The sequence below is a fragment of the Lentzea kristufekii genome (assembly GCF_033949925.1).
Taxonomy (GTDB): Bacteria; Actinomycetota; Actinomycetes; order Mycobacteriales; family Pseudonocardiaceae; genus Lentzea; species Lentzea kristufekii.
The window spans coordinates 13,075-26,076 of sequence record NZ_JAXAVV010000041.1; the positions used below are offsets into that span (position 1 = coordinate 13,075).

13 protein-coding genes and 1 tRNA gene are annotated in these 13,002 nt (G+C 69.0%); 9 read left to right on the plus strand and 5 right to left on the minus strand.

Annotated features, from left to right (window positions below; all coding sequences use genetic code 11):
* Nucleotides 1–71 precede the first annotated feature (71 nt).
* Nucleotides 72–638, minus strand: a complete 567-nt coding sequence (locus SK571_RS43920) for a 5-formyltetrahydrofolate cyclo-ligase (protein WP_319990040.1) — start codon at nt 636–638, stop codon at nt 72–74.
* A 38-nt stretch (nt 639–676) separates the two neighbouring features.
* Here SK571_RS43920 and SK571_RS43925 point away from each other — a divergent pair, with 38 nt between their 5' ends.
* The 8 genes from SK571_RS43925 (at nt 677) to SK571_RS43960 (ending at nt 6,473) form a co-directional block, all read left to right on the plus strand.
* On the plus strand, nt 677–1,561 hold the full coding sequence (locus SK571_RS43925) for a UTP--glucose-1-phosphate uridylyltransferase (RefSeq protein WP_319990041.1): 885 nt from the start codon (nt 677–679) through the stop codon (nt 1,559–1,561).
* Between the two features lie 17 nt (nt 1,562–1,578).
* Entirely contained in the window at nt 1,579–2,802 is a 1,224-nt protein-coding gene (gene glp / locus SK571_RS43930; protein WP_319990042.1) for a molybdotransferase-like divisome protein Glp, read from the plus strand.
* Nucleotides 2,799–3,452, plus strand: a complete 654-nt coding sequence (locus tag SK571_RS43935; protein ID WP_319990043.1) for a GNAT family N-acetyltransferase — start codon at nt 2,799–2,801, stop codon at nt 3,450–3,452. Before glp ends, SK571_RS43935 begins: the two co-directional genes overlap by 4 nt.
* A gap of 156 nt (nt 3,453–3,608) precedes the next feature.
* Nucleotides 3,609–4,325, plus strand: coding sequence for a divisome protein SepX/GlpR (gene sepX, locus SK571_RS43940; RefSeq protein WP_319990044.1), 717 nt, complete (start codon nt 3,609–3,611; stop codon nt 4,323–4,325).
* A 57-nt stretch (nt 4,326–4,382) separates the two neighbouring features.
* Nucleotides 4,383–4,455, plus strand: a tRNA-Ala gene (locus tag SK571_RS43945).
* Between the two features lie 201 nt (nt 4,456–4,656).
* Nucleotides 4,657–5,361: a hypothetical protein gene (locus SK571_RS43950; protein WP_319990045.1), complete on the plus strand. Its 705-nt coding sequence runs from the start codon at nt 4,657–4,659 to the stop codon at nt 5,359–5,361.
* A gap of 93 nt (nt 5,362–5,454) precedes the next feature.
* Nucleotides 5,455–5,829, plus strand: coding sequence for a cupin domain-containing protein (locus SK571_RS43955; RefSeq protein WP_319990046.1), 375 nt, complete (start codon nt 5,455–5,457; stop codon nt 5,827–5,829).
* 215 nt (nt 5,830–6,044) lie between these two features.
* The gene (locus SK571_RS43960; protein ID WP_319990047.1) at nt 6,045–6,473 is read left to right on the plus strand and encodes a hypothetical protein; all 429 of its coding nucleotides are present in this window, start codon (nt 6,045–6,047) and stop codon (nt 6,471–6,473) included.
* Here SK571_RS43960 and SK571_RS43965 read toward each other — a convergent pair.
* From SK571_RS43965 to SK571_RS43975, 3 genes are all read right to left on the minus strand, one after another.
* Nucleotides 6,461–8,473, minus strand: a complete 2,013-nt coding sequence (locus SK571_RS43965; protein WP_319990048.1) for a hypothetical protein — start codon at nt 8,471–8,473, stop codon at nt 6,461–6,463. The genes SK571_RS43960 and SK571_RS43965 overlap by 13 nt on opposite strands.
* Complete coding sequence (locus SK571_RS43970; protein ID WP_319990049.1) at nt 8,470–9,210, minus strand: hypothetical protein; 741 nt, start codon at nt 9,208–9,210, stop codon at nt 8,470–8,472. Before SK571_RS43970 ends, SK571_RS43965 begins: the two co-directional genes overlap by 4 nt.
* An 82-nt stretch (nt 9,211–9,292) precedes the next feature.
* Nucleotides 9,293–9,949: a Crp/Fnr family transcriptional regulator gene (locus SK571_RS43975; protein WP_319990050.1), complete on the minus strand. Its 657-nt coding sequence runs from the start codon at nt 9,947–9,949 to the stop codon at nt 9,293–9,295.
* 270 nt (nt 9,950–10,219) lie between these two features.
* On the opposite strand from SK571_RS43975, the gene SK571_RS43980 reads away from it, so the two are divergent.
* A complete protein-coding gene (locus SK571_RS43980; RefSeq protein WP_319990051.1) occupies nt 10,220–12,199 on the plus strand; it encodes a serine/threonine-protein kinase in 1,980 nt (659 codons plus the stop codon).
* A gap of 142 nt (nt 12,200–12,341) precedes the next feature.
* On the opposite strand, the gene SK571_RS43985 is transcribed toward SK571_RS43980, so the two are convergent.
* Entirely contained in the window at nt 12,342–12,944 is a 603-nt protein-coding gene (locus SK571_RS43985) for a hypothetical protein (protein WP_319990052.1), read from the minus strand.
* Nucleotides 12,945–13,002 lie beyond the last annotated feature (58 nt).

The following is a 13,002-nucleotide window of genomic DNA, read 5'->3' on the forward strand; positions in this document are numbered from 1 at the left end:
CTCGACCGTTGTGAGTGCCAACACGATTTTCGCTCAGGACCTTCCCGGAGCGCAAACATGCCAGGTCAAAGTCACAACCATCGCAGGCCTGCCGAGGGCGTCAGCACGCCGTTCATCCGCACGTCGTGAGGTTCGCCAGGCACCTCGGCGAGCACCTCGCAGTCCCGCACGACACCGACCAGCGGGGCTGTGACCAGCGGCAACGAGCGGTCGTAGTGACCCTGCCCCTTCCCGATCCGCACCCCGTCCACCGACACGGCCAGCGCGGGCACGAGCACCAGCGAGGCTCCAGCGATCGCCGAGGCGCCGAGCCGGGGACCGGTGGGCTCGAGCAGCTTGAACCCGGCGGGCGCGAGCGCGGACGGCCCGTCGTGCACCGCCCAGTCCAGCGGCGAGTCGCCCGTCACGATCGGTAGCAGCACCCGGCACCGCAGCCCGTCGAGCCACGACGCGTCACCGGGCTCCGATCCGACCGGGAGGAACGCGCACACCGTCTGATCAGGCGTGACGTCCAGAGCGGCGACGTGCGCGGCCAGCGCGGCGGCTTCGGAAGCGCGGACTTCGGGCGACAGAGCGCGCCGCGAGGCCAGCAACCGTGAACGCAACGTGGCCTTACGGTCACGAAGATCGGACGTCATGATGGGTATCCCTCGGTATGTCGTTAGCATCGCAGCCCATGAGCAGCGCCTTCCACACCGCTATCGTGCCCGCGGCCGGTCTGGGCACCCGTTTCCTCCCCACGACCAAAGCCGTGCCGAAGGAACTGCTGCCCCTCGTCGACACCCCCGCCATCGAGTACGTGGCGCGCGAGGCGGCCGAGGCCGGCGCGAAGAAGCTGGTCATCGTGACGTCGCCGGAGAAGGCGGCGGTCGCGAACTACTTCGACGCGAACCCCGAACTCGAGGAGACGCTGGCCGCGCGCGGCAAGGCCGACCTCGTCGAGAAGATCCAGCGCGCTCCCAAGCTGATCAAGGCGGAGACCGCGATCCAGGAGCAGGCACTCGGCCTGGGCCACGCCGTCGGCTGTGCCGAGGGCAACCTGACCGGCGAGGACGAGGCCGTCGCGGTGCTGCTGCCCGACGACATCATCCTGCCGACCGACGCCCTGAAGAAGATGGCGAAGGTCCGCGAGGAGAAGGGCGGCAGCGTCCTGCTGGCGTTCGACATCCCGCGTGAGCAGATCTCCGCGTACGGCGTGTTCGACGTCCGCGACACCGGCAACGACGACGTCAAGCAGGTCGTCGGCATGGTCGAGAAGCCGAAGCCGGAGGACGCTCCGTCGACGTTCGCGGCGGCCGGGCGCTACCTCCTCGACCGGGCGATCTTCGACGCGCTCAAGCGCATCACGCCCGGCGCCGGCGGGGAGCTGCAGCTCACCGATGCCATCGCACTGCTGATCAACGAGGGTCACCCGGTGCACGTGGTGGTCCACCGCGGCGGGCGACACGATCTTGGTAATCCCGCCGGATTCCTGCGGGCTGCGGTTGACTTCGCACTCAACACCCCGGAGTACGGACCCGATCTGCGTGAGTGGTTGCGGGAACGCCTCGACAACTCCTGAGCGCGAGGACCAATCACATGAGGTCAGTGGACGAGCAGCTCGCTCGGGTGATCGCGGCCGCGGTGCGGCCCGCACCCGTGCGGGTGGCGATCTCGGAGTCGCAGGGCCTGCTCTGCGCCGAAGAGGTCGTCGCGGAACGCGCGTTGCCCGGCTTCGACCAGGCCGCCGTGGACGGCTACGCGGTGCGCAGCGTCGACGTGTCCGGCGCGAACGCGAGCCCCGTGCAGCTGCCGGTCGTGGGTGAGATCCCGGCCGGCTCCCGGCAGCCGCGCAGGCTGCAGCCCGGCCAGGCCGTGCGGATCGCGACCGGCGCGCCGCTGCCCACGCTGGCCGACGCGGTCGTGCCGCTCGGGTACACCGACGGCCACCAGGCCAAGGTGACGGTCAACCGCAGCGTGCCGTCCGCCGGGTTCGTCCGCCGCACCGGTGAGGACGTGCAGACCGGCGACGTCGCCGTCCGCCGCGGTGCGTCCATCGGTGCTGCTCAGGTGGGTCTGCTGGCCGCTGTCGGACGCAACAAGGTGCTCGTGCACCCACGTCCGCGCGTGTCCGTCATCTCGCTCGGCGAGGAGCTCGTCGACGTCGACCGCACGCCCGGCCAGGGCCAGGTCTACGACGTGAACTCGTACGCGCTGTCCGCCGCCGCACGCGACGCGGGCGCCGAGGTAAGCCGGGTCGGCATCATGTCGGCCGACCCGCGCCGGCTGCGCGAGGTGATCGAGGGCAGGCTGCTGCTCTCCGAGATCGTCGTCATCGCCGGTGGCGTGGGCGGCACGGTCGGCGACGAGGTCAGGGCCGCGATCGCGGACCTGGGCGACATGGACGTCACCCGCGTCGGCATGCACCCCGGCTCCGCGCAGGGCTTCGGCCGCCTCGGCCCGGACGCCGTGCCGACGTTCCTGCTGCCCGCGAACCCGATGAGCGCGCTCGTCGTGTTCGAGGTGCTGGTCAGGCCCCTGATCAGGGCCGCGCTGGGCAAGAAGAACCCGTACCGTCGCGCCGTCAGTGCACGCCTGCTGTCGCCGCTGCAGTCGACCAAGGGCCGCCGGGGCTTCCTGCGCGGCCAGCTGCTGCGCGACGCGGACAACGGCGAGTACCTGGTGCAGCCGCTCGGCACGTCCGGGTCGCACCTGCTCGCGTCACTGGCCGAGGCGAACTGCCTGATCATGGTCGAGGAGGACGTCACCGAGGTGTCCGTCGGTGCAGAGGTGCTGGTCAGCTTCCTTGCGCAGCGTGGATGAGCGTTTTCGCCGATCTGGGCAGACACCCCGGCTGGCCGGTCCGGCTGGGGCCTCTCCAGGTGCGCGCGGGAACCGTCGAGCTGCGCGGGCCGAGGCTCTTCGACGGCGGTAAGTGGTCGAGGCTGCGCATCCGCGACCGCGCCTACCTCGAACAATGGGAACCGACGGCGCCGGAGGGCTGGGACGAGCGCAACGCGACGCTGTCCTGGCCCGCCCAGTGGTCGTCGTTGCGCGGCATGGCCCGGCGCGGCACCACGCTGCCGTTCATGATCCTCGTGGACGGTGAGGTCGCCGGTCAGATCACGGTCGGCAACATCGTGCGCGGCTCGTTGCTGTCCGCGTGGATCGGCTATTGGGTAGCCGCTGATCGGGCGGGAGGCGGCGTCGCAACGGCGGCCGTGGCGTTGCTCACCGATCACGCTTTCCGCGGCGCTGGTCTGCACCGGCTCGAAGCCACCGTCCGTCCCGAGAACGGCGCCTCGATCCGCGTGCTCACGAAGTCCGGGTATCGCGAGGAAGGCCTCTTCAAGCGTTATCTGGATGTTGCCGGGCAGTGGCGCGACCACCTCTGCTTCGCGCTCACGACCGAAGAGGTCCCGGATGGCCTAGTGCGCCGTTTGGTCGCACGCGGAGAGGCCCGTCTTCCCTGACGTTCGCTTCCGTTTGCCGTAATCACTTCACCCAAAAGTGGGTGATACACCACACTTTGGTACGCACCGAGTTCGGCGTGCCTCCGAGACAGGTGTGACTGTTGTGACTAGCGTGGTTGACAGCACCACGCGTGGGCCGGGGGAGGTGAACGGGGAATGCCGAGTTCGCTGATCATCGTTGCGCTGGTCGTCGCCTGGCTCGTGGTCCTCGTCCCCATGTTGGCCCGCAAGCGCCAGGAGAGTGCGCGCAGCGTGGGGGAGGAGTACGACGCCATGCCCGATGCCGAGTACGACGACATCCACGACATCGACGACGACTACTTCGACGAGGAGGAGTACGTCGAGCGCCCGTTCCGGCGTGGCCGTGGTGGCTACGACCCGGAAGCCGCCGTTCTGGTGGCGCAGGCCAAGTACGCGTTCCGCCGCAGAGTGGTGGCGTCCCTCCTGATCGCCGCCGTGGTGTCGGGAATCGTCGCCGGAGTGTTCTACGCGAAGCTCTGGTACGGACACGCCGCACTCGACCTGCTGCTCGTCGGCTACCTGACGTACCTGCGCCGGCAGGTGCGGATCGAAGAGGAGATCCGCGCCCGCCGGCTCGCCCGCCTGCAGCAGGTGCGCCGTCGCCGTGAGACGGGCCCGCAGCAGCAGGAGACCCCGGCCGTCGCCGCCGAGATCCCGCAGCAGGTCGCCGAGGAGTCCGAGACCACCCAGGTCGAGGTCGTCGACGACGGGCCCGCGTTGCCACCGCTGCCGCGCTTCGAACACCGCGTGCTTCCGGGCACCATCCCGGTCGACTCCGACGACGAGGACCCGGTCTTCGTCGAGTTAGACGGACTGGAGTCGCTGCGGTACCGAGGTGCTGTCGGGGCTTAGGAGGGGGTGGTGAAACACCCCTTCTGGGACTGCTATAGTTCTCTCGTAACACCGCAAGGGGCTGTAGCACAGTTGGTAGCGCGTCTCGTTCGCATCGAGAAGGTCAGGGGTTCGATTCCCCTCAGCTCCACTCGTTCCGAGGGTCGAGAAGTATCTGCAGAAAGCGCAGATCTTCTCGGCCCTCGGTGTTTTCTGGGGGCCGAGCCCCCAGACCCCAGCCGGGGGCAAGCCCCCGGACCCCCGTAGGTTCGATAACCCGTTCGGGCTTTTCTTCGGCGGCGGATATCTTCTGCGCGTGAACAATCTTGGGGGATTGAAAGCTCTATTCGTCGTGGCGGTAGCACTCGCCGCCGTCAGCTGCTCCGCGGGTTCGGGGGACCAGCAGGCGACGACGCAGCAGAAGCACTTCGACGTCACCGGCTGGGGCAAGCTGAAGCCCGGAATGTCCAAAAAGGACGCACTGGCCACCGGTGAGCTCGGTGCGACCGCCGCCGGCAAGACCGGCGACTGCGAGGACTACCGCTACCAGGGCGCGCCGGCGCCCGATCCGAAGCAGCTCGCGGAAGACGCCGAGATCGAGCAGAAGTACGAGGCCGCGAAGAAGGCGGCCGACGATGCCGACGCGGCGGTCGGTCCCGCGCCGGGAGCGAATGCGGGCGCCGCGGCCTACGCCGCCCACGCCGAGAAGCTCGCTGCGGCCGCGGAGGCGGGGGCCAAGTCGGTCGAGCTCTCCGCGGAGTCCACCAAGCGCATCGCCGCGCGGGCCGAGGCGCGCGAGGCCAACGGTGGTGTCATGTTCGCCGGCGACAAGATCCGGATGATCGTGCCGCCGCCGGGAGCCACGACGGCGAAGAACATCGGCATGGGCGCCACGGTCGAGCAGCTCAAGGCGGCCTACCCGAACGCCGTGGACAAGGACGGCAAGGGCTTCGAGGTGCCGGTGCCCGATCAGCAGGGTGTCGTGCTGAGCTTCCACTTCACCGACGGGGAGCTGACGACGTTCCTGCTGTTCAACGGTGAGGCCAAATGCAGCTGAACTGAGTGGGTCCGGGCCGTCCGCAGTAATGTGGGCGGCCCTTTCGTCTATAAAACGGCCGTAAGCTCGTTCGGCTCCCGAAAGGCTGTTCCCATGAGCGACGTGCCGCAGGACAAGGTCACGGTCCTGTCCGCCGAAGCCCTCGCCCAGCTGAAGGCGTTCCCGCTGCACGGCGACGAACGGCTGCAGAACAAGCTGCTGTGGAAGTCGCCCAGCGGCGACACCATCGTCGGCCTGATCCAGATGGCGCCGGGCGCGCGCGACGACGGCCACAACCACCCGTCGGCGACGCAGCACACGTGGGTCGTCGACGGCACCGTGAGCATCGGCGGGGTGGAGGCGACGGCGGGCTCGTACGCGTTCGTGCCGCCGGGTGTCGACCACGAGACCGTGGCGGGCGACGAGCCGGTCACGATGTTCTACGTCTACCAGCCGTTCGCTCCCGAGCACGACCACCACGACCACTGACAGGTCGATGTTTGCAGCGTTTTTCGCGCTCACCCACCCGTGGGGTGAAGTTCAGTGAGCAACGCGGCGTCCACAAATAGTTTTGTCTCATGAGATCTGTGGTCGCCGCGTTATTACTCGGGGCCGTCACCTCCAGCGGTGCAGCGGCGTCGACCGAAGCCCCTGCCGCCCGGTGCACGGCCGCCCGTCCTGTCGTCTCCAGCACGGAGACAGCTGTGGAAGCGCGCGTTCTCACCGGCTGCACGGCCGGTGAGCTCGTCGTCTTCCGGGCCGCCCTGACCTTCCGTGCCCACGGCACGGCCTGCACCGCTGTCTCCGAGGAACTCGAAGCGGACCCTGCCACCGAGCCGCAGTGGATCCGCACCCGCCTGGAACTGGCCTGCGCACCCGGCGAGAAGGGCCTGCTCGGCTCGCAGATCACCGTCGAGATGCACGACCAGCAGAACACCAGCGTCGCCACCTACGGCCTCGGCGACTCCTTCACGGAGCGCAACCCCGCCGCGCGGCACCTGTGGACCGTCGAGTTCATCGCGGGCCTCGGCGACCTGCCGGTGGCGTCCGGTCCGGCCGTGCCGACCTCCAGCGCCTCGGCGGGCAGGGGCAGTTCGCGCACCACCTCCGACCACCAGGTCTACGACGGCTGACGCTTGCGCGCCTTCTGCACCTTCCGCGCGATCCGGAAGATCCGGCGGATCTCCGAACGTTTCGTGGGGTGCTGGAAGGTCACGGCCTCGACGGCGTCCCTGCGGCGCCACCACGACAGGTCAGGGGCGATCAGCGACGTCAGCCGGACGAGTTCGGCCGCCTTCGCCTCGTCCCACCTGGCGTGCAGAGCCAGGTCGCCGAGGCGCGTGAGCAGGTGCTCGCCGTACTCGTCGTCCGCGAGAGCGTGTCTGAGCAGGTCCCTGACGTGCTTCGGGAACGCCTCGCCGAACTCGATGAAGTAGGCGCGGCGGTGCTCGTAGAAGCCCGCCACCCACAGCGCCAGTGCGAGCGTGATCGGTTGCAGGCCGGTGCGGCGGTACCGCGCTCCGGTCCACGACACGACCGTCTCGATGGCGATACCCCGGATGTCCTCGTTCACCAGCATTCGCAGCACGCCGGCGACCACCGCGTTCTGCGACGTGTAGTACTCGGCCTTGCCGATCTCGGTCAGCTTCTCCAGTGACTTCGCGAGGTCGCGACGACCGAACTCGGACGAGTAGACCCGTGCCACCGTCCACTTCTGGTACGCGCCGCCGTACTTCGTCCACTTCTCCAGGGTGCTCTCGACGAGCGGACGGACGAGGTTGTCGTCCATCAGGACCTCGAGTGCCCTCGCCGCCAGGGCCCGCCGCCCGAACTGGCGGTGGGAGCCCAGGTTCTCGATGATCGCCAGAGGTTCGTGGGCCGGGACGGTCCGCACGACCTCGCAGACGGCCTGGACGCTCTCCTCGGTGAACCTGTCGAGCGTCGCGTCCTCGCCCATCCAGTCCCGCAGAACCTCCTGCGCGGCCGGGTACTGCCGCCAGACGTACTTGAACACACCGCTCGCCCAGTCGCGCCGTTCGAACCGGATGGTCTCCTCGAAGAGGTCCTTGTGCTTGGGGTGGGCGCGGATCTCGGTCTTCGCCCGGATCTCCTTCAGCATCTCGTTCTTGGGCTTGTCGAACACGCACCGCGGGCGCAACTTCCCGTCCTCCGGCAGGCGAGCCTTCCGGATGTTCTGGTCCAACGCCCACGCTCGCTGCATCACGTGCTCGAACGGCTGGTTCTCCAGCACGGCGACGGCGAACGAGTACGCGTGCGCCCGCACGTCCAGTTCCTCGAACCAGTGCGCGACCGCTTCGGTCACCTCCTCCTTCAGCGATTTGATCGCTTCGGCGACTTCGAGATCACCCAGCTGGATCTGCACGGCCAGATCGGCCGCGAGCACCGCCTTGTCCGGGGCGGCGTCCTCCAACGCCGGTGCGAGATCGTTCTTGATGGTCTGCAGCGAAGCCTCGTCCACGTGGCCGAGGCGCCGCAGTGCCGCCTGGGCCACCTCGACCGGTGAGGGCCGCGTCAGCTGAACCGTGTGCTTCAACGCGCTGATGGGTGCCTGCGAGACGTGGTCGAGCAAGATCACGAGGCGGCACTGCGCGTCTCTCATCATGCTCAGGCACTGCGAGAACTCGCGGTCGGTGAACGGCCGGTCGCGGCTGTCCCGCACGTCCAGCACGATGCCGGTGCCGGCCTCCAACTCGGCCTCGCGGATGCTGCCGAGCGTGCGGGAGCGGTTCATGTCGGCGATCTTCGTGAGGCCGAACTCGTGTGCCAGCAGCCGAAGCGCGGTGAACGTCCGGCCGGTTCCCTCACCGCACAGGGCGACGACGTGTTCCCGCCTGAGGGTGGCCAGGGCGTCGTCGAACCTGCCGGGAACGACGAACTCCTTCCGCACGTCCCTGATGTCCTGAGGCGCCGCGTAGCGAACTATGAGATTCGCTTGGGCCGAGGTGACGGGGGCGAACACGTTGACGTTGCCGTTCACGTCTCCGGTCTGCACGCCGTGCATGTCGCCGTGCGTGACGTTCGTCGGCATGTATCTGGGTTCGTCCGGGGAAAGCGGCGATGACGGCTTCTTCTCCGCAGGCTCTTCAGCGGCAGGTTCCTTGTCGTCGCTCATGGCCGGCGACCCGCGTGGAAGTTGAGGTCGCCGCTCACGTTCCCGGCCTGGACGCCGTGCATGTTGCCGTGCACCACGTTCCGGACGCGTGCCACTGGTTCCGGAGCGGTGGTGGTGTCGGCGAGCGCGGCCAGGCTGCGTGAGTCGAAGCCCGGCACGCGGACCCACGCGTCGTGCCGGTACTCCTTGTGCGACACGGGCAACGAAGCGAAGTCACCTCGCCGCGCCACCTCCGTGTGGTCACCGCTGAACGCCGTGTCCAGCGCCTCGGAGGAGACGATCAACGCGGTGGTCGCGGTCTCTTCAGCGGTCGCGCCAGTGGCCTCGGCGTGGCAGCGCTTCAGCAGGTTCTTGAACTCCGGCGCGTCGAGCAGCCGCGTGTGGGTGATGCGGGCGCGGTGGAAGCCGTCGTCGCCGACCGGACCGACGTGGACGGCCACGCGCAGCCGCACCTCTGGTTTGCGCCAGCGGTTGTGCTCGACCGTGAGCTGGTCGAGCCGCACGGCCGCGTCGAGGATCGCGCCGAGCCTGCCGCTCGGCAGCACCATCAGGACCCCGTCACCGGGCGATTCGAGGGAGAGCACCTCGCCGTCCGGGTCGATTCCGCTCTGCCGCAATGCGGAACCGACGAGGTTCGAGATCGTGCCGGGGATGGCGTTCAACAGATGCCCAGGCAGTTGTGCCGAGCCGACGACGTCTACGCCGAGCAACGCACGGTGCTGCGGAACTTGGTTCACTCGCTGCCTCCAATTCGAAGAAGACAGCGAGTTTGGTGGTTCGGGTCCGCACGCTCACCCGGAATGCAGGGACAAGAAGTTGTCAGTTCATGCCATCCGCGTTGGCAATGAAATGGCCAAGACCGTCCGCTGACGGCAGCACGAAGCGCAGCCGGCTGGTCCGGAGCAGGCCCTGCTCGCGCAACGCGTGCAGGAACGGTTCGATCGTCTTCACCGACATCGCGACGGCGTGGGCCACGTCCTGCTGGCTCACCCCGCGCAGTTCGAGGCCCGACTCGGTGCCGGTGCCGAACTCGCGCGCCCACGTCAGCAGGCACATCGCCACCCGAGCGGCTCCGGAGCGCATCTGCCTGCGCAGGTTCTCGTCGGCGTTGCGCTGCCGTTCGCGCCACGTCTCCTCGATGAGCCGCTGGACGCCCCTGTCGTCCCGCAAGGCCAGGAAGCGGCTGCCCGCCACGTGCCACGCCGCTCCGGCGACCAGGGCGATCACGTGTGCGCTGCGCGGGGCACCGCTGGTCACGCCGATCTCGCCGAGCAGCGAGCCGGCGCCGTACAGGCCGGTGATCGGATCGCGGGCGCCTCCGGTCGGCAGGACCACCTTGACCAGGCCGGACTCCAGCAGCAGCACCTCGTCACTCGGCGTGCCCGCGGTGATCAGGTGCTCACCGCGGCGGAAGGAGCGCGGTCGCCTGCCGACGCGCAGGACGGCGCGACCCTGATCACTTCGCGAGTCATCCATTAGTGCGGACCCTTGCCCGTGCGTGTGACGCTTGCCGGCCCCCGGCCGACATCACCGATGAGGTTCAACGGGAGTGGGCGCTGATGCGTTCCAGTAGACGACGGGGCATCGGTTCTCATGGGCTTGAAGCCTGGCAGAGCAGATCACGACGGAGGTACAACGCGGTGATCAAGGAAAGGGTTGCTGTGGCGTCAACCGCAAACCAATCACGCACCGTACGCTGACAGACCGCCTAGGCTGGGGGTGATCTCGGAAGGGGTGGTGTGAGTCGTGGGGCTCGCTGAGTCCTTGCTCACGTGGCTGCACGGCTTCGTGGGTGCGAGTGTCTGCCCCGGTGACTGGGTGTGGACCACCACGGCGCTCGGCGCGGCGCTCGGGTTGTTCCCGACGATCGGGGCGCTGCTGTCCATCGCGGTGCGCCGCGTGGTCGGCAACTCCTACGGACCCGTGACCGGTGCCATCTTCACCGTGCTCGGCGTCGCCAGCTGCCTGGTGCTGCCGTGGCTCGTCATGCGCGGCACCGTGCAGGGCCTGTCCAGTCGCGCCATCCCCGGATCGGCTTCCCTCGACGAGTCCACCTGCTTCGGGACGTTCTCCCAGGGCAGCTACCTGGTCGACGGGGCGCCGTCGATCATCGGCGTGATCCAGCGGCCGACGGAGCAGCCGCTGTTCCTGGCGGCCGCGGGCATCACCGCGGCGCTCGCGCTGCTGTGCCTGCTGTTCGTCATGCTGCAGTCAGGCTCGGCGTTCCGGCTCGGGCCGAACTGGCCGCGCCGGGTGTTCTGGCCGATGTTCCTGGTACTGCTGGTGACCACGTCGGCATTCCCCGTAACGCTCGTCGGCCATGTGCTCCTCGGGTTTCTGCCGATTGCGATAATCGGCTCACTCGTCGTGCGGATTTTCGGGTTGACTACCGCCATGCTGAACCGCCCCGGCCGCGACCGGTCCCAGGACCGGAACTCGCAGAACTCGCCACCACCGCAGCCGGTGGCACGCACGCCGCAGCAGAAGAACAACCAGCTTCCGGCAGGTCAGCCGCAGAAGAAGGCGCCGACCAAGCCCATCACGGCCGCGCAGCACCAGCCGCCGCCGCACAACCCGGGCCAGAACCCGCCGCCGTACCAGCCGGCGCAGGTGCCGAAGTACCAGCCGGCGCCGATGAACCGGCCGATGCGCCCGGTGACGCAGCCGCAGCAGCAGCCGCAGAACCAGCCGCCGCGTCAGTACCCGCCGACCCGCGTCGCCGAGGTCATGCCGCAGCCGGGTCCTCCGCAGCCGTCGAACCCGGCGGTGCTCGCGGACACGCCGGGCCCGCTGCCGTTCGGTCCGGGCGCGGCCAACGCCGAGTCGCCCGCGCCGGTGCAGAAGTCGGGCAAGGTCTGGAACCCCGGCAACGGCAGGTTCCGCCGCGTTCGCCAGCTCGGTTCCGGCGGCTTCGGCACGGTCTGGCTGGCCGTGGACGAGCAGCTCGACCGCACGGTGGCGGTGAAGCTCGCCCACGCCCCGGACAACGAGACCGAGGCGCGGATGCTCCGCGAGGCACGAGCCCTGGCCGCGGTCCGCCACCCGAACTGCGTGCGGGTCTTCGACATCGTCCAGGACCCGGACGGCCTCGCCCTGGTCATGGAGTACATCGAGGGCGCCTCGCTGTCCGAGACGGTCCTGAAGAACGGCCTGATCGACGACAAGCTCGCCGCCCGCCTCTGGCTGAACATGGCCGACGCGCTGGCGGCGGCCCACGACCGCGGCGTCCTGCACCGCGACGTGAAGCCGTCGAACGTGATCGTCGACAACCAGGGCACCGCGCACCTGATCGACTTCGGCATCGCCCGCTCCAAGGGCGACAGCACCCTCACGGCCACCGGCATGATGGTCGGCACCCCGGACTTCCTCGCCCCGGAAACGGCCCGCGGCGAAACGGCGTCCCCGGCATCGGACTCCTGGCAGCTGGCCGCCACGGTCTCCTACGCCCTGACCGGCCACCCGCCGCGCGGCTCCCGCGAGAACCCGATCTCCTCGCTGATGGCCGCGGCCCAGGGCGAACCGATCACCAAGCTGCCGCAGAACAGCAAGCACGCGAGGCTCCTGCTCGCGGCGATGGACCCCGAACCGGGGCGCCGTCCGTCGCTGGCCCAGGTGCGCGGGCAGCTGTCGCAGTTCCTCGACCAGGAGGGCATGAGCAAGGAAGGCCCGGTCACCAAGATGATCAGCAAGCCGACGCCGCCGCCCACGAGGCACATGCCGATGTAGGCATCCGGGTGAACGTTGGACCGGTCCGTAACGGTGATTCACCGTTCAACGACCTAAGCCGTGGTTCACTCGGAAGGCCTCGGCATCTCACGGGATGCCACGCGAAGAGTGGTGAGGCGGTTTCCGCCGATCGCCTCACCACTCACCTTCGGCCGTTCGGCCGCAACCTCTTGCGCAGCAGCAGGAACACACCGGCCGCGCCGGCGACGACGAGTCCTACGAGCCACACGGGCAAGAGCTTTCCCGAGGACTCCTCCGGCACCACCGCGGCGGCCGGGGCGGGCGAGGCGGAGACTTCGAGTTTCGGCAGTGGCGGCGCGATCTCCTGCCACGGCGACGGGCCGTCCACCGTTCCCTGCACCCTCTGCGGGTCCACCGGCTTCACCAGCAACGTGCCCGGCACGGTCAGCGTGCCCAGCGGGTGCTCCGGGAACACGCCCTGCACGCCGAACACCTCGTACGAGCCGGCGGGCAGTGAGAACGTCACGGCGTAGTGCGCGGGTTCGCCCAGTGCGACGCCGACGAAGTCCCGCGTGTCCGCCCCGGACTTGAAGCGCAGCCCGGTCTTGCCGAGGTCGCCGGAGAACGGATGGGTGCCGTGCTGGAGCACCCAGTAGCCGACCGTGTGGGTCACGGAGGGCTGGATCGACGGCACCGGGTCGACGTACGTGACCGCCCAGCCGCCCGCGAGCGCACTTGGTGCGCTGATCAGCAGGAAAGCGCATGACAAGGCCAGAATTCTCATGACGCGAATACACCGGGAACCGATGCCGGGTTCCCGGTGTAGAGAGGGCATCACGGAC